The sequence below is a fragment of the Citrobacter sp. wls615 genome, assembly GCF_005281355.1.
GTDB classification, from domain to species: domain Bacteria; phylum Pseudomonadota; class Gammaproteobacteria; order Enterobacterales; family Enterobacteriaceae; genus Citrobacter; species Citrobacter werkmanii.
Window position 1 is genome coordinate 55,651 of the sequence record NZ_SZXM01000062.1, and the last position, 20,917, is coordinate 76,567.

The 20,917-nt window shown below is 52.6% G+C and carries 21 protein-coding genes and 1 pseudogene; 10 read left to right on the forward strand and 12 right to left on the reverse strand.

Annotated features, from left to right (window positions below; genetic code table 11):
• The first annotated feature begins 10 nt into the window (after positions 1-10).
• From FDX04_RS17210 to FDX04_RS17225, 4 genes and pseudogenes are all read left to right on the forward strand, one after another.
• On the forward strand, positions 11-1,429 hold the full coding sequence (locus tag FDX04_RS17210) for a glutamate synthase small subunit (RefSeq protein WP_137371272.1): 1,419 nt from the start codon (positions 11-13) through the stop codon (positions 1,427-1,429).
• 82 nt (positions 1,430-1,511) lie between these two features.
• Positions 1,512-1,595 (forward strand): annotated as a pseudogene (locus FDX04_RS24520) (hypothetical protein); the annotation flags it as partial.
• Positions 1,596-1,713: 118 nt separating this feature from the next.
• Positions 1,714-2,967, forward strand: a complete 1,254-nt coding sequence (gene codB / locus FDX04_RS17220; protein WP_137360140.1) for a cytosine permease — start codon at positions 1,714-1,716, stop codon at positions 2,965-2,967.
• Positions 2,954-4,234 (forward strand): cytosine deaminase, encoded by a 1,281-nt coding sequence (locus FDX04_RS17225; RefSeq protein WP_137360141.1) that lies wholly within the window; start codon positions 2,954-2,956, stop codon positions 4,232-4,234. The genes codB and FDX04_RS17225 overlap by 14 nt, the downstream gene beginning before the upstream one ends.
• 59 nt (positions 4,235-4,293) lie before the next feature.
• Here FDX04_RS17225 and nanQ read toward each other — a convergent pair whose 3' ends face one another.
• From nanQ to nanR, 5 genes are all read right to left on the reverse strand, one after another.
• On the reverse strand, positions 4,294-4,761 hold the full coding sequence (nanQ, locus tag FDX04_RS17230) for an N-acetylneuraminate anomerase (RefSeq protein ID WP_137360158.1): 468 nt from the start codon (positions 4,759-4,761) through the stop codon (positions 4,294-4,296).
• Between the two features lie 2 nt (positions 4,762-4,763).
• Entirely contained in the window at positions 4,764-5,633 is an 870-nt protein-coding gene (gene nanK, locus FDX04_RS17235; protein ID WP_137371273.1) for an N-acetylmannosamine kinase, read from the reverse strand.
• A gap of 106 nt (positions 5,634-5,739) precedes the next feature.
• On the reverse strand, positions 5,740-7,230 hold the full coding sequence (gene nanT / locus FDX04_RS17240; RefSeq protein ID WP_038634306.1) for a sialic acid transporter NanT: 1,491 nt from the start codon (positions 7,228-7,230) through the stop codon (positions 5,740-5,742).
• Positions 7,231-7,338: 108 nt separating this feature from the next.
• Positions 7,339-8,232, reverse strand: coding sequence for an N-acetylneuraminate lyase (nanA, locus tag FDX04_RS17245; RefSeq protein WP_137371274.1), 894 nt, complete (start codon positions 8,230-8,232; stop codon positions 7,339-7,341).
• Positions 8,233-8,366: 134 nt separating this feature from the next.
• Positions 8,367-9,158: a transcriptional regulator NanR gene (gene nanR, locus FDX04_RS17250; protein ID WP_137371275.1), complete on the reverse strand. Its 792-nt coding sequence runs from the start codon at positions 9,156-9,158 to the stop codon at positions 8,367-8,369.
• A 359-nt stretch (positions 9,159-9,517) separates the two neighbouring features.
• On the opposite strand from nanR, the gene dcuC reads away from it, so the two are divergent.
• Positions 9,518-10,885 carry an anaerobic C4-dicarboxylate transporter DcuC gene (dcuC, locus tag FDX04_RS17255; RefSeq protein WP_042311319.1) on the forward strand — a complete coding sequence of 456 codons (1,368 nt, stop codon included), beginning with the start codon at positions 9,518-9,520 and terminating at the stop codon, positions 10,883-10,885.
• A 56-nt stretch (positions 10,886-10,941) separates the two neighbouring features.
• On the opposite strand, the gene sspB is transcribed toward dcuC, so the two are convergent.
• The 5 genes from sspB to zapE form a co-directional block, all read right to left on the reverse strand.
• Positions 10,942-11,424, reverse strand: a complete 483-nt coding sequence (sspB, locus tag FDX04_RS17260; RefSeq protein WP_137371276.1) for a ClpXP protease specificity-enhancing factor — start codon at positions 11,422-11,424, stop codon at positions 10,942-10,944.
• A 5-nt stretch (positions 11,425-11,429) separates the two neighbouring features.
• Positions 11,430-12,068 (reverse strand): stringent starvation protein SspA, encoded by a 639-nt coding sequence (gene sspA, locus FDX04_RS17265; protein ID WP_003025132.1) that lies wholly within the window; start codon positions 12,066-12,068, stop codon positions 11,430-11,432.
• 316 nt (positions 12,069-12,384) lie between these two features.
• Positions 12,385-12,777: a 30S ribosomal protein S9 gene (rpsI, locus tag FDX04_RS17270; RefSeq protein WP_003025138.1), complete on the reverse strand. Its 393-nt coding sequence runs from the start codon at positions 12,775-12,777 to the stop codon at positions 12,385-12,387.
• Positions 12,778-12,792: 15 nt separating this feature from the next.
• Positions 12,793-13,221: a 50S ribosomal protein L13 gene (rplM, locus tag FDX04_RS17275; protein ID WP_003025141.1), complete on the reverse strand. Its 429-nt coding sequence runs from the start codon at positions 13,219-13,221 to the stop codon at positions 12,793-12,795.
• A gap of 218 nt (positions 13,222-13,439) precedes the next feature.
• Positions 13,440-14,567, reverse strand: a complete 1,128-nt coding sequence (zapE, locus tag FDX04_RS17280) for a cell division protein ZapE (RefSeq protein WP_137360146.1) — start codon at positions 14,565-14,567, stop codon at positions 13,440-13,442.
• A gap of 192 nt (positions 14,568-14,759) precedes the next feature.
• Here zapE and zapG point away from each other — a divergent pair, with 192 nt between their 5' ends.
• The 3 genes from zapG to degS all read left to right on the forward strand — a co-directional run bounded on the left by zapG (position 14,760) and on the right by degS (position 17,851).
• On the forward strand, positions 14,760-15,158 hold the full coding sequence (gene zapG, locus FDX04_RS17285; protein WP_003025147.1) for a Z-ring associated protein ZapG: 399 nt from the start codon (positions 14,760-14,762) through the stop codon (positions 15,156-15,158).
• Between the two features lie 168 nt (positions 15,159-15,326).
• Positions 15,327-16,694 (forward strand): serine endoprotease DegQ, encoded by a 1,368-nt coding sequence (degQ, locus tag FDX04_RS17290; RefSeq protein WP_042311323.1) that lies wholly within the window; start codon positions 15,327-15,329, stop codon positions 16,692-16,694.
• A gap of 89 nt (positions 16,695-16,783) precedes the next feature.
• Entirely contained in the window at positions 16,784-17,851 is a 1,068-nt protein-coding gene (gene degS / locus FDX04_RS17295) for an outer membrane-stress sensor serine endopeptidase DegS (protein WP_042311325.1), read from the forward strand.
• A gap of 147 nt (positions 17,852-17,998) precedes the next feature.
• Here the strand turns inward: degS and mdh are convergent, their stop codons facing one another.
• The gene (gene mdh / locus FDX04_RS17300) at positions 17,999-18,934 is read right to left on the reverse strand and encodes a malate dehydrogenase (RefSeq protein WP_008785953.1); all 936 of its coding nucleotides are present in this window, start codon (positions 18,932-18,934) and stop codon (positions 17,999-18,001) included.
• A 436-nt stretch (positions 18,935-19,370) separates the two neighbouring features.
• Here mdh and argR point away from each other — a divergent pair, with 436 nt between their 5' ends.
• Together argR and yhcN are read left to right on the forward strand one after the other, a co-directional pair.
• Positions 19,371-19,841 carry a transcriptional regulator ArgR gene (gene argR, locus FDX04_RS17310; protein ID WP_003025162.1) on the forward strand — a complete coding sequence of 157 codons (471 nt, stop codon included), beginning with the start codon at positions 19,371-19,373 and terminating at the stop codon, positions 19,839-19,841.
• A 376-nt stretch (positions 19,842-20,217) separates the two neighbouring features.
• The gene (gene yhcN, locus FDX04_RS17315; RefSeq protein WP_003828812.1) at positions 20,218-20,484 is read left to right on the forward strand and encodes a peroxide/acid stress response protein YhcN; all 267 of its coding nucleotides are present in this window, start codon (positions 20,218-20,220) and stop codon (positions 20,482-20,484) included.
• Between the two features lie 57 nt (positions 20,485-20,541).
• Here yhcN and FDX04_RS17320 read toward each other — a convergent pair whose 3' ends face one another.
• The gene (locus FDX04_RS17320; RefSeq protein ID WP_137371277.1) at positions 20,542-20,820 is read right to left on the reverse strand and encodes a hypothetical protein; all 279 of its coding nucleotides are present in this window, start codon (positions 20,818-20,820) and stop codon (positions 20,542-20,544) included.
• Positions 20,821-20,917 lie beyond the last annotated feature (97 nt).

Sequence of the window (20,917 nt, forward strand, 5' to 3'; positions counted from 1 at the left end):
GGTAGCAGCAATGAGTCAGAACGTATACCAATTTATCGACCTGCAGCGCGTTGATCCGCCGAAGAAACCGCTGAAGATCCGTAAGATCGAGTTTATCGAGATCTACGAGCCGTTTTCCGAAGGTCAGGCCAAAGCGCAGGCAGATCGCTGCCTGTCCTGCGGCAACCCGTACTGCGAGTGGAAGTGCCCGGTGCATAACTACATCCCGAACTGGCTGAAGCTGGCCAACGAGGGGCGTATTTTTGAAGCGGCCGAGCTGTCACACCAGACTAACACCCTGCCGGAAGTTTGCGGTCGCGTCTGCCCGCAGGATCGTCTGTGTGAAGGATCCTGTACCCTGAACGACGAGTTCGGCGCGGTGACCATCGGTAACATCGAGCGCTATATCAACGATAAAGCGTTCGAAATGGGCTGGCGTCCGGATATGACCGGTGTGCGCCAGACGGACAAACGCGTGGCGATTATCGGTGCGGGTCCGGCGGGCCTGGCCTGCGCTGATGTGCTAACCCGCAACGGCGTGAAGGCGGTGGTGTTTGATCGTCATCCGGAGATCGGTGGTCTGCTGACCTTCGGCATCCCGGCTTTCAAGCTGGAGAAAGAGGTCATGACCCGCCGCCGTGAAATCTTCACCGGCATGGGTATTGAGTTCAAACTCAATACCGAAGTGGGTCGCGACGTACAGCTCGACGACCTGCTGAAGGATTACGACGCGGTGTTCCTCGGCGTGGGTACTTACCAATCCATGCGCGGTGGGCTGGAAAACGAAGACGCTTCCGGCGTATTCGACGCCCTGCCGTTCCTGATCGCCAATACCAAACAGTTAATGGGCTTTGGCGAAAGCAGCGACGAGCCGTACATCAGCATGGAAGGCAAACGCGTCGTCGTTCTCGGCGGGGGCGATACCGCGATGGACTGTGTGCGCACCTCGATTCGCCAGAACGCAGCGCACGTAATCTGCGCCTATCGCCGCGACGAAGAGAACATGCCGGGCTCCAAACGCGAGGTGAAAAACGCGCGTGAAGAAGGCGTGGAATTCCAGTTCAACGTACAGCCGTTAGGTGTGGAAGTGAATGCCAACGGTAAAGTATGCGGCGTGAAAATGGCGCGTACCGAAATGGGCGAACCGGATGCGAAAGGTCGTCGCCGCGCGGAGATCGTCGCCGGTTCCGAGCACGTTGTACCGGCGGATGCGGTGGTACTGGCGTTTGGTTTCCGTCCGCACAGTATGGAATGGTTGGCAAAACACAGCGTCGAACTGGATTCTCAGGGCCGGATTATCGCTCCGGAACGCAGTGACATCGCCTTCCAGACCAGCAACCCGAAAATCTTCGCCGGTGGCGACATCGTGCGCGGTTCGGATCTGGTGGTCACCGCGATTGCCGAAGGTCGTAAAGCGGCTGACGGGATACTGAATTACCTGGAAGTGTAACTCTTCGAGCTCCCCTGCCACAGCCTGACGCTGATGGATGGGGAGCTAATATTTTTCCGCTTACATGGTCAGCTTACTGGTATTACTCACAGACGAACTTATTCGTTCGCAAACCATGCTGGAAACTCAACTCACACGCGGTGGTTCACTGACGACGGAGAAAAACCAGCAAACCATTAATGCCATGAATAATTATCAAGAAAATATCACACGGAAACGTTTGCTTTATTCTGAGAACTGTATATTATGCGGCGGATTTTTTGGGCAAAATTCATGGAGGCGTTGTGTCGCAGGACAACAATTATAGCCAGGGCCCCGTCCCTCTGGCGGCGCGGAAAGGCGTGATACCACTAACGTTTGTTATGTTGGGGCTCACATTTTTTTCCGCCAGTATGTGGACCGGTGGCACACTCGGTACCGGTCTTTCTTATAATGATTTCTTCCTGGCAGTTCTCTTCGGTAATCTTCTCCTCGGTATTTACACTGCATTTCTCGGTTTCATCGGCGCAAAAACAGGGCTCTCAACCCACCTTCTGGCGCGTTACTCATTTGGGGTGAAAGGCTCCTGGCTTCCTTCACTGCTATTAGGCGGTACCCAGGTGGGTTGGTTTGGCGTGGGTGTGGCCATGTTTGCCATTCCGGTTGGCAAAGCGACGGGAATTGACGTCAATATCCTGATTGCGGTTTCCGGTCTGCTGATGACGATGACCATCGTTTTTGGCATCTCGGCACTGACCATTTTATCTATCATCGCCGTGCCCGCCATCGTCATTCTTGGCAGCTACTCCGTCTGGCTGGCGGTAAGCGATGTCGGCGGTTTAGTCCATTTAAAAGCGATTGTGCCGCAAACGCCGCTTAATTTCTCCACCGCTCTGGCGCTGGTGGTAGGCTCGTTTGTCAGCGCCGGGACGTTAACCGCCGACTTCGTTCGCTTTGGCCGCAATGCCAAAGGCGCGGTGCTAATTGCCATGATCGCTTTTTTCCTCGGCAACTCGTTGATGTTTATCTTCGGGGCTGCGGGCGCTGCCGCTGTCGGGCAAGCGGATATTTCTGACGTGATGATAGCCCAGGGCCTGCTGCTGCCAGCGATTGTGGTACTCGGCCTGAATATCTGGACCACCAATGACAACGCGCTGTATGCATCAGGTCTGGGCTTTGCCAATATTACCGGCCTTTCCAGCCGTACGCTGTCGGTGGCTAACGGCATTATTGGCACACTCTGCGCGCTGTGGCTTTACAATAACTTTGTTGGCTGGCTAACATTTCTGTCGGCAGCGATTCCACCGATTGGCGGGGTAATTATCGCCGACTATCTGCTGAACCATCGCCGATATGCCGATTTCAGCAAAGCACGATTTATGACCGTCAACTGGATAGCTATTTTGTCCGTTGCACTGGGCATCGCCGCCGGTCACTATATTCCCGGTATTGTGCCAGTCAACGCCGTACTCGGCGGCGTATTCAGCTATATCCTGCTGAATCCACTTTTCAATCGCAGCCTTGCTAAATCACCAGAGGTCAGCCATGCAGAACAATAACATCACCATCCGTCAGGCGCGTTTACAGGGACGCGAAGGATTGTGGCAGCTCACGATTGAAAACGGGCGCTTCAGCCGGATTGAGCCTCAGGACGCAGCTGCATTGCCGCAAGGCGAAGTACTTGATGCCGAGGGCGGTCTGGCAATCCCACCTTTCGTTGAGCCACATATTCATCTGGATACCACGCAAACCGCGGGTGAGCCGAGCTGGAACCAGTCAGGTACGTTGTTTGAGGGCATTGAGCGCTGGGCCGAGCGTAAGGCAATGCTGACTCACGAAGACGTCAAAGCGCGCGCGATGCAGACCCTGAAATGGCAGATGGCGAACGGTATCCAGTATGTCCGTACCCACGTTGACGTTTCCGATCCTACGCTAACGGCTTTGAAAGCCATGCTGGAAGTGAAGCAGGAGGTTGCGCCGTGGGTAGAGCTGCAAATTGTCGCATTCCCGCAAGAAGGTATTCTGTCTTATCCCAACGGTGAAGCGCTGTTAGAAGAGGCCGTGCGTTTGGGAGCCGACGTCATCGGCGCGATTCCCCACTTTGAATTTACGCGTGAATATGGCGTGGAGTCGCTGCACAAAATCTTCGCCCTGGCGCAAAAATACGACCGACTTATCGATGTGCACTGCGACGAAATTGACGATGAGCAATCACGCTTTGTTGAAACCGTCGCAGCGCTGGCGCATCGCTACAATATGGGCGAGCGCGTGACCGCCAGTCATACCACGGCAATGCACTCCTATAACGGCGCATATGCTTCCCGTCTTTTCCGCCTGTTAAAAATGTCCGGTATTAACTTCGTGGCGAATCCGCTGGTCAATATTCACCTGCAAGGACGCTTTGACACTTATCCTAAACGCCGCGGCGTCACGCGTGTCAAAGAGATGCTGGAAGCGGAGATTAACGTCTGCTTTGGTCATGATGACGTCTTCGATCCGTGGTATCCATTAGGCACCGCAAATATGTTACAGGTGCTGCATATGGGTTTACACGTGTGCCAGTTGATGGGGTATGGGCAGATAAATGATGGACTGAATCTGATCACTACCCACAGCGCGAAAACTCTGCACCTGCAGGACTATGGCCTGAGCGTGGGGAACTCGGCGAATCTGGTGATTTTACCGGCTGAAAATGGATTTGACGCGGTTCGTCGCCAGACGCCTGCACGATATTCTATTCGTCACGGGCGAGTCATTGCCGAGACGGTCCCCAGCCAGACCATGCTGCATTTGACGCAGCCGGAAGCGGTGACGTTTAAGCGCTAAATTGTTATATCCCGTGTCGGATGGCGCAAACCTTGTCATCCGACACGTCTCTCTCATCGTCAGGCGTGTAATAAGCTGGCGCGCACCTTAATCACAACTTTTTTGATTTCCCCTGGCTCCTCCACCGCACAACCCGGTTTATGCGGCTCACCCGGCATAAAAATTGCGAATCTTCCCGGCTTTAAGGTGAGCGCCTGCTCATCGGCAATGTGATTGCACAGCTGATAATCGTCCTCAGCATGCCTTTCTTCGCACTGGCGAGCAGAATCGGTCATCCCGAACAGAATGCGTTCTTCACCGGACAACAGCACCTGAATGTCAATGTACTGCTGATGCAGCTCCGCTTTCTTTTGCTCCGGGCTCTGCGTGGCGAACTGCATGACGTTCATAAAAATATTATCGCCCTGCAGCTCATAGCGTCCTGGTGGTTTCTCCTGCGGTCTTGCCGCAACGGCCAGCGTTAGTGCTTCCTGTAATACCGGATGTAATCCGGAAGAAGGTAGTGAACGCAATTCATCTGTGATCATCATTATTCTCCCCGGGCCAACAGCGCGGCCCCCAATAATCCAGCGTCATGACGGTAATGCGCCGCCAGTAACTCCACGTGATAGGCCGCAGGCTCTTCTGCCAGATAATGTTCCACCAGCGCCAGATACCCTTCAGCCAGCCCAACGCTGCCGCCAATGACCACGCACTGGCAATCGGTCGTGGCCTTCACATCGGCGACAAGCCTTGCCAATGTTCGCGCTGAGCGATGGATCAACCGGCTGGCCTGCTCATCCCCCTGCCCGGCACGGCTAAAAATAGTTTTTGCGTCGCATCCGGCAAGCGCGCCTTCGGCAGCCGCCGCGATCCCTCGACCGGATGCGATCGCCTCAACGCAGCCCACCCGCCCGCAGCCGCACACGGGGCCATGCGGATCGGCCAGCGTGTGTCCCAGATGCCCGGCCAGACCGCCGACTCCGGTCAGCAGTTTCCCTGCACTCACGACTCCGCCGCCCACGCCGGTGGAAACGGTAATAAACACCATATCGCGGTACTCGCCGCCAAGCGCATGATACTCAGCCCACGCCGCGGCCTGCGCGTCATTGACCGCCAGCGTCGGCAAACCTGTGAGATCTTTTAGCGTTTGCCGCAACGGAAAATGCAGCAACCCGCCGAGGTTATATGGATTCAGCGCCAGCAGAGAACCCTCACGGATAATCCCCGTCGAGGCGATCGCCACCCGCTTCACCTGCTCTTGTAGCGGCGCAATCAGTGCCTGTAACGCGGCGCGCAGCGCATCCGGCGTTTTGCTGGCAGGTGTTGGCAATTCGCGCCGTTCGCGGATTCGCAGGTTGCTGTCCACCAGCGCTGCAGCCAGTTTGGTGCCACCGATATCAATCGCCAGCGTAGTCATGACGCAGCCTTCTGCTTCGCGGTGATAATCTTTTTATCCCGTTGCTTAAATAACGACATCGTTCTTCCCTTTCGCTAGTTGCCCGGTTTAGCGCCGGGCAACCCGATTAACTTTTGGATTTCACCATGGTGCTTTTGTCACCGCCGAACGGCACGGCCCCGCTAAACGGTCGACCATCGATGGCGTCATGCGTACGTAACGCTTCAGGACGCAGCCAGCGCTGTACGCGGGACGGCATATCGAGACCAATCAGCAGGATCACCACAAATGTCAGGCCGAAGGAGAGCGATCCCAACGCGGTTCCCAGATCCAGACGTTGTGCAATCAGTGCGCCGATGATCGGTGCCAGTGCCCCGCCAAGCGCCCCAACGTTGTAGGTGAAGCCCAGACCCGCAGCTCGCTGGTCGGTATCGAAATAGCCACCAATTAATTTCGGTAAGATCCCGGAGATCCCCTGACCGAGCATTTGCTGGAAAAACAGCAGCAAACCCAGGACCCAGACGTTTGAACCACCGATCGCAAATACCGGAATAATCAGTAGCTGCGAGGCCAGGAGACTGCAGACATAGGCTTTACGGGTGCCCAGCCAGTCGCCAAGAAACCCACCGACGCAACAGCCGACCGCCGCGCCAAAGCCGCTGAAGAAGAGCACTCTGGCAACCGTTGAGGGGTCATACATGAGTTCGGTTTTCAGATATGTAGGCAGCAGCGCCTGAATCGGCCACGAGTAAAGGAAGGCGAACAGCACGACGACCATCAGCATGACGCCCGTGGGCCAACGCTTACCGCTGCTTTGCACCATAAAGCTAATGAAGATAAATGCGCATATCAGCCCGAGTATCGCCACGATAGCCGCATTTTGCAGATTGCCCGCAAAGCAGAACCACAGCGCGGTTGCAGCAGCGAGAGTCATCAGAATATTGATAACCCGATGTTCGCCCCGATAGAGAATGTCCACCATCGTACGCACCGGCGCTTTGCCTTCGTGTTTCTCTTTCCAGTCTTCCGCTTCCGGAATATTTTTACGCAGCCAGAGGGCGAAGATAATCGGCAGAATGCCGATGAAGAACAGCGCGCGCCATCCCCAGACCGGGACCACCAGGCTGTAAACCTGGGCGGCGACCACTGCGCCAACGGAGAAGCCGGAGATCAGGAAACCACTGGCTTTGTTACGCAGGTGTTTAGGCCAGCTTTCAATGACATAGGTGGCACTGGATCCGTACTCGCCAGCCATCCCCATCCCGATAACCAGGCGAGCGATAAACATGGTGGTGTAGCCTGGCGCGAAGCCGCAAGCCAGCGTCCCGACAGAGAACAGAATGATGCTGGTGACCATCGCCAGACGGCGTCCGTAACGGTCGCCCATGGCCCCCAACATTAACCCGCCAAACCAGCGGGAGATAAAGGCGGCTGAGATCAAACTGGCAGCCTGCACCGTCGTCAGACCGAATTCACCTTGAACTTCGGTCAGCACAAGGGCGATTAACACAAAATCAAAACCATCAAGTAAATATCCCAGCCAGGCGGCGGAAAATGCCCGCCATTGCGCCCGATTGAGATGGCGATACCACGGGATGCTCTGGGTAGAAGTACTCATTTTACTCTCCCGACGATTTTTGTTGTTGTGCCGGATAGCGGCTTTGTCTTATCCGGCCTACGGTCGAAAATCCAGGCCGGGCGAGCAAAGCTCCCCGGCGACCCGCGATTACGCCTTTTCCGCCAGCAGTTGGTTAGCCAGCGCTTTCAGTTCTGGCAGATAGCGTTCATCTACCGAGGCAAACGGCTTACGACACAGCGGAACAGAAATCACGTCCATATAGTGCAGTACCGTTTTCAGGCCGCGGAACACGCCAACCTTAATGAGCAGATCGATAACCTTATTGCACTCAGTTTGCAGCTTTTGTGCCGTCCGAATGTCGCCTTCTTTGAGTGCTTTCACAATTCCCTGATAACGCCATCCCATGATGTTGTAAGTGCTACCGATACCGCCATCTGCACCCGCCAGCAAACCAGAAGCGAAGATCTCGTCATAACCGTTATAAAGCACCAGATCGGGATGAGCGCGGCGGATCTGTTCCATCTGATAGAGATCGCCGGAAGTTTGCTTCAGCGCGCCAACGCCAGGTAGCGTCACCAGCGTGTTGATCTGATCCAGCGTCAGTTTTACGCCGCTCAGCGCTGGGATGTTATAGACCACCATCGGCAATCCATTCGCCGAATCAATGATTGCGCGGTAGTGATCGCAGTGTTCTTCAAAACTGAACGGATAGTAAAACGGCGTGACGGCTGAAACCGCATCAAAGCCGTAGCGATGCGCGGCGCTCGCCAGTTGCTGGCTCTCTTCGGTACTCACCGTGCCAACGTGGGCGATAAGCGTCACCTTGCCTTTCGCTTCTTCGGCAACAATTTCCAGCACCTGCTCTCTTTCAACGCGGTTTTGGACAAAGGCCTCGCCCGTAGAGCCACCGACATAGAGCCCATCAATACCCTGGCCAATGTTGAAACGCACCAGCCGGCGCAGACTCTCAACATCCAGCCGCTGTTGGTTATCGAATGGGGTTAACAACGCTGGCATTACGCCTTTTAGATCTCTTGCCATAACTACCTCTGTCGATGATTAGTGTTATCTGACTGCATACCTTTATACCTGTTATACCAGATCAAATAAGCAGCAATACAATACAGAACGCTTATAGTGCGATCTGCTTCACTAAACGATCGTCAGGATCGCGATCACTTACGCAATTTTTTACTTTTGCTGAAAGCGTGCCAGGTCGCGGAAACGCTGTTGAGGTGTTCTTGCAGTGCGCGGTCAGCTTCTTCAGGATCGCGCTGGCGAATTGCCTCGACAATGGCGATATGCTGCTGATAACTCACGTTGTTGTGCTCATACAACTCTTGATCGGCAACGGTCGGGCGGGCAGCAATCAGCCAGTCTAACAGCGCAACATGGATCGCCATAAAGATGGGATTGCCCGGGATCTCCGCCAGCACACGGTGAAAATCAACGTCCGAGCGAATGAATAGCGTATTGTCATCCAGCGACTGGCTGTTGATCTCCAGTGCTTTCACCAGTCTGGCGATTTGCTCGTCAGTGGCGTGTTCTGCGGCGTATCGTACCAGGCTGGATTCAAAGAACAGTCGCAGCTGCTCGAAGTGGGCAATGCCGCCGGGATGCGCGAGGAAATCTTTGGCCATACCGGACAGCTCGCTAATAATGGTATCAGCCGAAGGACGCGAAACGCGGGCGCGCTCGCCGTTGTTGATTTGTACCAGGCCTTTGCGTTTTAACGCTGCCAGCGCTTCTCGTACAGAAGGACGACCCACGTTAAAGAAGGCCATCAGCTCCCGCTCAGACGGCAGCTGTTCTCCCTCGCCAAATTCCCGACGACGGATCATCTGCTCCAGTTCTTCTTCAACCATCTCAGACAGTTTTTTACGCGCCAGCGGGCGATTGCGTAAGCTACGGCCAATGGTGGATGGAGAGTCTTCAGCTTGCGAATCAAATGCGTTCATAGGGCCTATTCAGCTAAGTCGTGGTGACAAACAACAGCGGGTTTATCCTAACACAGGATCGAAAGCAGGGTGAAATGATGGTCATCCAGACAGGCTGACTTATGAATAATATATTTATTATTCATATTATATTTAGCTTGAACATGCCGATTACCTTTAATTAAACAAGGCTATATCGGCTTCGTGAGATTTCCGAATATGAATTTGAGAATTTATCATAACCCACTATTTTATAACATAAAATAAATTAACCATTGCGTTAAAAATAAGATATCCACTCCATAAAAAGTGTCCAGAAAAATATAACATCCGTTTTGACAACAGCATTATTACCGGATTTATCATCTTCCCTGGCATGGAGTGAAACAATGTTCGGCATCATTATCTCTGTCATCGTTTTATTAACGATGGGTTACTTGATCCTCAAAAACTACAAACCCCAGGTCGTGCTGGCAGCAGCCGGGATCTTCCTGATGATCTGCGGCGTCTGGCTGGGTTACGGCGCGCTGGTCGCTGACGATAAAAGTAGCGGCTATCTACTGGTCGATATTTACAACGAAATTCTGCGTATGCTCTCAAATCGGGCGGCAGGGCTGGGTTTATCTATCATGGCGGTGGGTGGTTATGCCCGTTATATGGACAGGATGGGGGCCAGCAGAGCGATGGTTAGCCTGTTAAGCCGACCGCTTAAGCTGATCCGTTCCCCCTATGTCGTGCTGGCCGCCACCTATGTGATTGGTCAGATCATGGCGCAGTTCATTACCAGCGCTTCCGGGTTAGGCATGCTACTGATGGTGACGCTTTTCCCAACGCTGGTCAGTCTTGGCGTGAGTCGATTATCCGCGGTTGCGGTCATTGCCACCTCGATGTCGATTGAATGGGGCATTCTGGAAACCAACTCTATTTTTGCCGCGCAGGTCGCGGGCATGAAAATCGCCACCTACTTCTTCCATTACCAGCTCCCCGTCGCTTCATGCGTCATTATCGCTGTCGCCATTGCGCATTTTTTCGTACAGCGCCGATTTGATAAAAAAACGTTACCGGAAAACAACGGGTTCGCTGAACAAAAGACGCTGGAAGATGTACCCCCGCTGTATTACGCCATTTTACCGGTGATGCCGCTGATCCTGATGTTGGGTTCGCTGTTGCTGGCACATATGGGATTAATGCAGGCAGAACTGAATCTGGTAGTGGTGATGCTCATGAGCATGACGCTGACCATGTTTGTCGAATTCCTGCATAAACATAATCTGCGCGAAACAATGGATGATGTGCAGGCTTTTTTTGACGGCATGGGGACACAGTTTGCCAACGTTGTCACACTGGTGGTCGCCGGTGAGATCTTTGCCAAAGGGTTGACGACTATCGGGACAGTGGACGCAGTGATTAAAGGCGCGGAACACTCGGGCCTTGGCGGCATCGGCGTGATGATCATCATGGCCGTGGTCATTGCCGCCTGTGCGATCGTCATGGGCTCAGGCAACGCACCGTTTATGTCTTTTGCCAGCCTGATCCCGGATATTGCCGCCGGGCTGCATATTCCGGCAGTAGTGATGATTATGCCGATGCATTTTGCCACTACGCTGGCCCGCGCGGTATCACCCATTACCGCAGTGATCGTCGTGACTTCAGGTATTGCCGGCGTGTCGCCCTTTGAGGTGGTAAAGCGCACCGCTATTCCGATGGCAGTGGGGTTTGTGGTGAATATGATAGTCACCATCGCGCTGTTTTATTGATTGCAGAGCCAGAAAACAGAACAGGCCCGAAAGGGCCTGTTTTCTTATTTCACTCTTTATTTCACTACGCGTAGCGCTGGGCGCCCGTCATCCGGATCGTTGTCGTCGCTGTTGTCAGGCTTATCGCCATCAATGACCGACATGACCGTTTCACTCTCAAAACCAGACGCTTCGTTGTCGTCATCATTTAAGCTGGCGACATCTTCGTCGTAGGCGGCTTCCGGTTCAAACATCGTACCGGCGCCGTTTTCACGAGCATAAATAGCCAGAACTGCAGCCAGCGGGACGGAAACCTGACGCGGCACACCACCGAAGCGCGCGTTAAAGCGTACTTCGTCATTTGTCAGTTCCAGGTTCCCCACCGCGCGCGGTGCAATATTCAGAACTATTTGCCCGTCACGTGCGTATTCCATCGGAACCTGCACGTCCTGGAGCGTCACATCCACCACCAGATGCGGCGTGAGCTGGTTGTCTAACAACCACTCATAGAATGCGCGCAGCAGATACGGACGGCGTGGTGTTAGCTGTGGCAAATCCATACAGGTTAACCCCGGCCCAGACGCATTTCACGTTCAGGCTCAGTCAGAGAAGCCAGGAAAGAATCACGTTCAAAGACGCGAGTCATATAACCTTTCAGTTCTTTCGAACCGGCACCGTTGAATTCAATACCCAGCTGCGGTAAACGCCACAGCAGCGGCGCCAGGTAGCAGTCTACCAGGCTGAACTCATCGCTCAGGAAGTAAGGTTTCTGACCGAATACTGGCGCGATTGCCAGCAGCTCTTCGCGCAGACGCTTACGCGCGACCTCGGCTTCAGAAGCGGAACCGTTCACGATGACGTTCATCAGCGTGTACCAGTCTTTTTCGATACGCTGCATGTACAGGCGGCTTTCACCACGCGCAACCGGGTAAACCGGCATCAGCGGCGGATGCGGGAAGCGCTCATCCAGGTATTCCATAATGATGCGAGATTCCCACAGGGTCAGCTCACGATCCACCAGTGTCGGTACGCTCTGATTCGGGTTGAGGTCGATCAGATCCTGAGGTGGATTGTCCTTCTCCACGTGCTCAATCTCGAAACTAACACCTTTTTCAGCCAGCACGATGCGGACCTGATGGCTATAGATGTCAGTAGGACCAGAAAACAGCGTCATTACCGAACGTTTGTTGGCAGCGACAGCCATGAAAACCTCCAGGTATATTCAGAATTTTTACTGCTACCAGCCACTCAGTGGCCAGCCAGAAGTGATGTCACCCAGACTCAGGAAAGCCATTACTGTTCAAAATACAAACAAAAAATGAGCGATACCTGACATTTGGGCAGAAAATTGGATGATAGTTTACCAGATTTTGTGACCTTTGTGGTGAGTCGATTCTTGAAATGGGGAAAAAGAGGTGGCAATCAGCGGATTACCGTGCTTCCACGGGGAGCAATAGTGATAAAAAAACCCGCCGAAGCGGGTTTTTTCGCAAATTGTTGTCTGCCGAAGCAGAAAGCAATTAACGTTTGGAGAACTGCGGACGACGACGTGCTTTACGCAGACCGACTTTCTTACGTTCAACCTGACGAGCATCACGGGTAACGAAGCCAGCTTTACGCAGTTCGCCACGCAGGGATTCGTCGTACTCCATCAGAGCGCGGGTGATACCGTGACGGATCGCACCAGCCTGACCAGAGATACCACCACCTTTAACAGTGATGTACAGATCCAGTTTCTCAACCATGTCGACCAGTTCCAGCGGCTGACGAACTACCATGCGGGCAGTTTCACGACCGAAGTACTGTTCCAGAGAACGTTGGTTGATTACGATTTTACCACTACCCGGTTTGATGAAAACGCGAGCTGCGGAACTTTTGCGGCGACCAGTGCCGTAGTATTGATTTTCAGCCATTGCCTATAATCCCGATTAGATGTCAAGAACTTGCGGTTGCTGTGCCGCGTGGTTGTGCTCGTTGCCAGCGTAAACTTTCAGTTTACGGAACATAGCACGACCCAGCGGGCCTTTTGGCAGCATGCCTTTAACCGCGATTTCAAGCACACGCTCAGGACGGCGAGCAATCATCTCTTCAAAGGTCGCTTGTTTGATACCACCGATGTGACCGGTGTGGTGATAGTACACTTTGTCAGTACGCTTGTTGCCGGTTACAGCAACTTTGTCAGCGTTCAGAACGATGATGTAATCACCAGTATCTACGTGCGGAGTATATTCCGCTTTGTGCTTACCGCGCAGGCGCAGAGCCAGTTCGGAAGCCAGACGGCCCAGAGTTTTACCGGTCGCGTCAACAACATACCAGTCGCGTTTTACGGTTTCTGGTTTAGCTGTAAAAGTTTTCATTAAAAGCTTACCCAAATAAATAAGTTACACGTTGGTGAACACCCAAACGTTTTGTCAGTTGAGGTTCACACGACATTGTCCAGCAAACCTACCCCTTCGAATAGCCTATGCCGGCGCATAGAAAGTTTTGGGAAAAAAACTCTCTCGTAACGTGGGGTCGCAAGATTATAGAGAAGTCAGGGTCAAAGATCGACCCCTTTATGTGATTTGCGGCAGGTTTAACCGGCTAAATGTTCACGCTTCAGATACTCCTCGCTTTGCATCTCCTGCAAACGCGACAAACAACGCTGGAATTCAAACTTCAGACGCTCGCCCTGGTAGATCTCATATAAGGGAGATGCCGCACTCACCACCAGCTTGACGTGGCGTTCGTAGAACTCATCCACCAGCGCGATAAAGCGTCGCGCCTCACTTTCCATCAGCGGGGTCATGACCGGCACATCAAACAACAGCACCGTGTGGAACAGGCGCGACAATGCAATGTAATCGTGCTGGCTGCGGGCATCGACGCAGAGCGTAGTGAATGACACCGCCAGCGTTTGGTTTTCGACGGCCAGCGTCTGCATTGGACGATGGTTGATCTCCAGCGTCGGCGCATGCTCACTTTTGGTTCCCGCTAGTGCCAGCCACAGCTTATCCATCTGCTGGCGGGTTTCCTCATTCAGAGGCGACAACCACAAATGCGCCTGCGTTAAGGTGCGCAGACGATAATCGACGCCGGCATCAACATTCATGATGTCGCAATGCTGCTTGATGGCATCAATGGCAGGAAGAAAACGCGTGCGTTGCAAACCGTTGCGATACAGGTCGTCCGGCGGAATATTGGAGGTCGCCACCAGCGTGATGCCCCGGGCAAATAGCGCCTTCATTAAGCCGCCAAGCAGCATGGCGTCGGTGATATCAGAAACAAAAAATTCGTCAAAGCACAGCACGTCCGTTTCGGCCTTAAAGCGGTCGGCAATGATTTCCAGCGGATCGCTCTGCCCCTGCAGGGCGGTAAGCTCTTCATGGACGCGCAGCATAAAGCGGTGAAAGTGCAAACGCTGTTTACGCCCGCCCGGCAGACTATGGTAGAACAGATCCATCAGCCAGGTCTTCCCGCGTCCGACCCCGCCCCACATATACAAACCACGCACCGGCGGGTTGGTCGGCGACTCACGCTTGCCCAGCAATTTGCCAAAACGCGCCATCAGACCATTCTCCTGCGGGGCAGGACGAGCTGGCGTCGTTAACGCCTGGAAAATGGTTTCCAGTCGATTCACGGCTTCTTGTTGTACGCTGTCGGGCTGATGAGTGCCGTCTGTAAGGGCTTGTTGGTAACGCGATGTCGGGGAAAGGCTTTGCATGATGTTATTGTTATTCCTTGAGAATCGATGTGCCGTCGCTCACGGTTGACGAAAAAAAGGCCGTTCTACATTACGTGATATAAACACGGGATTCCACTTCTACGGGATTAGCGGTTATAGTGGCATAATCAGGCGCAGGCATGGAGCCTACAGCCAACACCCTACGGAAACACAAGACAACGGGAGATGTTCATGACCTGGGAATATGCGCTAATTGGGTTAGTCGTCGGTATCATTATTGGTGCTGTAGCCATGCGTTTTGGTAATCGTAAATTACGCCAACAGCAGGCATTGCAGTACGAACTGGAAAAAAATAAAGCTGAGCTGGAAGAGTACCGCGAAGAGCTGGTGAGCCACTTTGCCCGCAGCGCTGAATTGCTGGATAACATGGCGGACGATTATCGTCAGATCTACCAGCATATGGCGAAAAGCTCGAGCAACCTGCTGCCGGGTATGTCGCCGGAAAACAACCCGTTCCGTAATCGTCTGGCAGAGTCCGAAGCTGGCAACGATCAGGCGCCGGTTCAGATGCCGCGTGACTATTCTGAAGGAGCCTCCGGCCTGCTGCGTAGTGGCGCAAAGCGCGACTAAACGCACATCGTTAAGAAATTTATTGGGCGCAGTAATTGCGCCCTCCGCTTCTCTTCCCGTCCCAGCTATTATTTAGTCGTTAGCCTCATTGTGACCAAACCGAAAATTCAATAACATCAAACTGTTTTGAATCATCTTCCGTTTACTCAAGGTACGAGAGCAGGATCCATGAAAAAACAAACCCAGCTGTTGAGTGCATTAGCGTTAAGTGTCGGGTTAACTCTCTCGGCGCCATTCCCGGCCGTTGCGTCGATTCCCGGCCAGGTTCCCGGTCAGGCTGCGCTTCCCAGCCTTGCCCCGATGCTGGAGAAAGTGTTACCTGCCGTGGTGAGCGTTAGGGTCGAAGGCACCGCTGTTCAAGGACAAAAAGTCCCGGAAGAGTTTAAAAAATTTTTTGGTGATGAGCTTCCCGACCAACCTTCACAACCTTTTGAAGGGCTGGGCTCAGGGGTCATTATTGATGCCGCAAAAGGCTACGTCCTGACCAATAACCACGTCATTAATCAGGCGCAAAAAATCAGCGTTCAGCTTAATGATGGCCGAGAGTTCGACGCGAAGCTGATCGGCAGTGACGATCAGAGCGATATCGCCCTGCTGCAAATTCAACACCCCAGTAACCTGACGCAAATCGCCATTGCCGACTCCGACAAACTCCGCGTGGGTGATTTCGCGGTGGCCGTCGGTAACCCGTTCGGTCTCGGGCAAACCGCCACCTCCGGCATCGTATCGGCATTAGGCCGCAGTGGGCTGAACCTGGAGGGTCTGGAAAACTTTATTCAGACCGATGCGTCCATCAACCGGGGTAACTCCGGCGGCGCGTTACTTAATCTCAACGGTGAGTTGATTGGCATTAACACCGCGATTCTGGCGCCCGGCGGCGGCAGCATCGGGATTGGCTTCGCGATCCCAAGCAACATGGCGCGCACGCTGGCCCAACAGTTGATGCAGTTTGGCGAAATCAAACGCGGTCTGTTAGGGATTAAAGGTACCGAAATGACCGCCGACATCGCCAAAGCGTTCAATCTGAATGTGCAGCGCGGGGCGTTTGTCAGCGAGGTTCTGCCCAACTCAGGTTCTGCCAAGGCGGGGGTGAAATCCGGTGACGTCATTACCAGTCTCAACGGTAAACCACTCAGCAGCTTTGCCGAACTGCGTTCACGCATTGCGACAACTGAACCAGGAACCAAGGTCAAACTGGGGCTGCTGCGTAACGGTAAACCGCTGGAGGTTGAAGTCACCCTGGATACCAGCACATCATCGTCCGCCAGTGCGGAAATGATCGCCCCTGCGTTGCAAGGCGCTACGCTCAGTGATGGTCAGTTAAAAGATGGCACTAAAGGCATCAAAATAGATAACGTTGAAAAAAGTAGTCCAGCCGCACAGGCTGGTCTGCATAAAGATGACGTTATCATTGGCGTTAACCGCGATCGCGTAAACTCGATTGCCGAAATGCGTAAGGTGCTGGAAGCGAAACCGGCGATTATCGCTCTGCAGGTGGTTCGCGGTAACGACAGTATTTACCTACTCCTGCGGTAATGCATTAAACCGGACATCAGCCCCCCGTGTGATGTCCGGTTAACTCGTGATATGCTGCTGCCGTTCCCTTTTTTAATGACGCCGCCATCATGTTTGTGAAGCTTTTACGTTCGGTCGCGATTGGTTTAATCGTCGGCGCCATTCTGCTGGCGGCGATGCCCTCTCTGCGCAAAATTAATACCCTTACTACACCGCAGTTTGACAGTGCAGATGAAACGCCCGCCAGCTATAACTCGGCGGTTCGCCGTGCTGCTCCTGCCGTCGTTAACGTTTATAACCGCAGTATGAACAGCACAGCACATAACCAGCTAGAGATCCGTACGCTCGGCTCAGGCGTTATCATGGATCAGCGCGGCTATATCATTACCAATAAGCACGTCATTAATGATGCTGACCAAATCATCGTCGCATTACAGGATGGGCGTGTATTTGAAGCGCTGCTTGTGGGGTCTGATACGTTAACCGACCTTGCGGTGCTGAAAATCAACGCCACTGGCGGGCTGCCAACAATCCCAATTAATAACAAACGCGTGCCACACATTGGTGACGTGGTACTCGCCATTGGCAACCCGTACAACCTTGGGCAAACCATCACCCAGGGGATTATCAGCGCCACCGGCCGTATTGGCCTGAACCCAACTGGGCGGCAAAACTTCCTGCAAACGGATGCCTCCATCAACCACGGAAACTCCGGCGGTGCGCTGGTCAACTCACTGGGTGAATTGATGGGGATTAACACGCTGTCGTTTGATAAGAGCAACGATGGCGAAACCCCGGAAGGGATCGGCTTTGCCATTCCTTTTCAGTTGGCAACGAAAATCATGGATAAGCTGATTCGTGACGGGCGCGTGATTCGTGGCTACATCGGCATCAGCGGTCGCGAAATTGCGCCACTGCATGCTCAGGGCGGCGGGATGGATCAAATTCAGGGCATTGTGGTTAACGAAGTAGCCCCGGATGGTCCGGCAGCGCAGGCAGGCATTCAGGTTAACGATCTGATTATCTCGGTCAATAACAAACCGGCGGTGTCTGCGCTGGAAACGATGGACCAGGTGGCAGAGATTCGACCAGGTTCAGTTATCTCCGTTGTCGTGATGCGTGATGACAAACAGTTGACGCTGCAGGTAACGATCCAGGAATACCCAGCCACCAACTAACGTCACGTCTGGCTGCCCACTTACCATAAAAAAACCGGAGCACAATTAGCTCCGGTTTTTATTAGGCATATCGTAGGGCGTTAACTCGTAATACCTGATGGTACTACGCTTATCAGGCCTACAAATACACGCAGGCCTCTCTTCGCGTTACTTAACGAACTCTTCGCCCAGAGTGATATCTTTCTTCAGCGTATCCAGCATACCTTCCAGCGAGCTTTGTTCAAACGCGCTCAGCTTGCCGATAGACTGACGCTCTTCTACGCCGTTTTTGCCCAGCAGCAGCGGCTGAGAGAAGAAGCGAGCATACTGGCCGTCGCCTTCAACGTAAGCACATTCAACCACACCTTTTTCGCCGCTCAATGCGCGAACCAGGGACAGTCCGAAACGTGCAGCAGCCTGGCCCATAGACAGGGTTGCAGAACCGCCACCGGCTTTAGCTTCCACAACTTCAGTACCCGCATTCTGGATACGTTTAGTCAGGTCAGCGGCTTCTTGTTCGGTGAAGCTTACGCCAGGAATTTGTGACAGCAGTGGCAGGATGGTCACGCCAGAGTGGCCGCCAATAACCGGAACTTCAACGTCGCCAGGTTGTTTGCCTTTCAGTTCCGCAACAAAGGTGTTGGAGCGGATGATGTCCAGCGTGGTCACGCCAAACAGTTTGTTCTTATCGTATACGCCTGCTTTTTTCAGCACTTCTGCAGCGATAGCAACGGTAGTATTCACCGGGTTGGTGATGATACCGATACACGCTTTCGGGCAGGTTTTAGCAACTTGCTGCACCAGGTTCTTCACGATACCGGCGTTGACGTTGAACAGGTCGGAACGATCCATACCCGGTTTACGCGCGACACCCGCAGAGATCAGTACTACATCAGCACCTTCCAGTGCAGGGGTAGCGTCTTCACCGCTGAAGCCTTTGATTTTCACAGCAGTAGGGATATGGCTCAAATCAACGGCCACACCAGGCGTTACTGGAGCGATGTCGTACAGGGAGAGTTCTGAACCTGAAGGCAGTTGGGTTTTTAACAGTAATGCTAGCGCCTGACCGATACCACCAGCAGCGCCGAGGACTGCAACTTTCATCCTAAACTCCTTATTATATTGATAAGCAAAATGTCTATTGCTCCGCGGCGGCGACCTTAATTCACAAATCCAATGAATACAACAACCACGCGTCAAGAATGCGTAGTCACGCAAATTTGGCTTTTATGCATTTAACTTACGTAAAATAAAACCTAAGTTACGTAATTCAAAACCACCCACACAGTAGAGCAACTTTCCAACAGGTGCTGACAATATACCCTACCCACCTCTCAAAACAACATCAATTTGATAACATTTAATTTACTTTTAACCTTATTTGCGAGCCGTGACACAGGCATGTTTCTTGATAACGAAATTTGATAAAATTCCGCTCTTTCATAACATTATTTCAGCCTTGAACAAGGCAGACTGTTTGCATAAAAATTCATCTGTATGCACAATAATGTTGTTTCTACCGCCATATTACGGGTGACTTATGCGAAGCTCGGCAAAACAAGAAGAATTAGTAAAGGCGTTTAAAGCGCTACTTAAAGAAGAAAAGTTCAGCTCTCAAGGCGAAATCGTCCTCGCGTTGCAGGACCAGGGCTTTGATAATATCAATCAGTCCAAGGTTTCACGCATGCTGACCAAATTTGGCGCCGTGCGTACCCGCAATGCGAAAATGGAAATGGTGTACTGCCTTCCGGCTGAGCTGGGCGTACCCACGACCTCCAGTCCGCTGAAAAATCTGGTGCTGGATATCGACTATAACGATGCGGTCGTGGTTATTCATACCAGCCCTGGCGCTGCTCAGTTGATTGCACGTCTGCTGGACTCATTGGGGAAAGCGGAAGGTATCCTGGGTACGATTGCCGGTGACGATACCATCTTCACCACCCCAGCTAAGGGTTTTACGGTAAAAGATCTGTACGAAGCCATTCTGGAACTGTTCGAACAAGAACTGTAATACCGCCTCCCCGTCGCCTCGCGGCGGGGGAAAACACTCTCTTTCCATCCCCTTCCATCTATTTTTCACTGCTATTGATTTAACAAATGGTGCGTTTAACCATCGAAATACATTCACATGGTGAATACGTAGTTTTAAAAACGCACATTTTGCAAAATTTTGTATACTCATGATTTTATTATATTTATCTAACAACTGGTGTTTTTAACTCCATTTTTAATTCCATTTAGTTATGAAAAACATTATTCTTAACACTTAATACCTAACGAAACAATTAGCGTGGTATTAATTTATCGAGTTATTAGTGTATACTTGATTTTGTGATGAGGGTCACGAAACGCAGACCCCTATAAAAGAATTCGACGAGGTAAATATCATGAAAATCAAAACTACTATTGCAACCTTAAGCCTTCTTTCTGTTCTCTCCTTCGGTGCAAGCGCCGCGGTTACTCAGGTGAACTCACAAGAAGCACAGAATCTGCAATCCATCGGTAGCGTCTCCGTCTCTCAGATCGGTAGTTCACCAATGGACATGCGTCAGGCTATCGCCGCTAAAGCTGAAAAAGCAGGCGCCAGCAGCTATCGCGTCACCGAACTCCGTGAAGGTGCTCACTGGCACGCTACTGCAGAACTCTACAAATAAACCCTCGTCGTCTAAGTCCGACGACTTGCCCCCGCCTGCCGGGGGCTTTTTTATGTCTTACATTGAGTGACGAACATTAAAACGCAACTGCCCTTCCAGCTCTTCTTCCGCTTCATCGAACAGTAAAATCAACGCGCCGTATCGCCTGCGTAGTTTGTCAGGCAAATGGACAAATTCAATTTCCAGCGGCAGCGGCAAGACTTCGCCGATCACTACCTCCCACAGAGAATCCAAATCAACCACCTTTTCCCGCGCCAGACCGAATGCGCGCGTGAACTCGCGGTAGAAATCACCCTGATCTTCTATCTCGTCAAAATCAAATGTATAGATGTTCATCTATAGCCACCATCCCGACGCCAGCTACTCTACAGACCACCAATATGTAAGGGTCTCTCGCATTTTCAGGTAAGTATAGCCATAAAAAAACCGACGC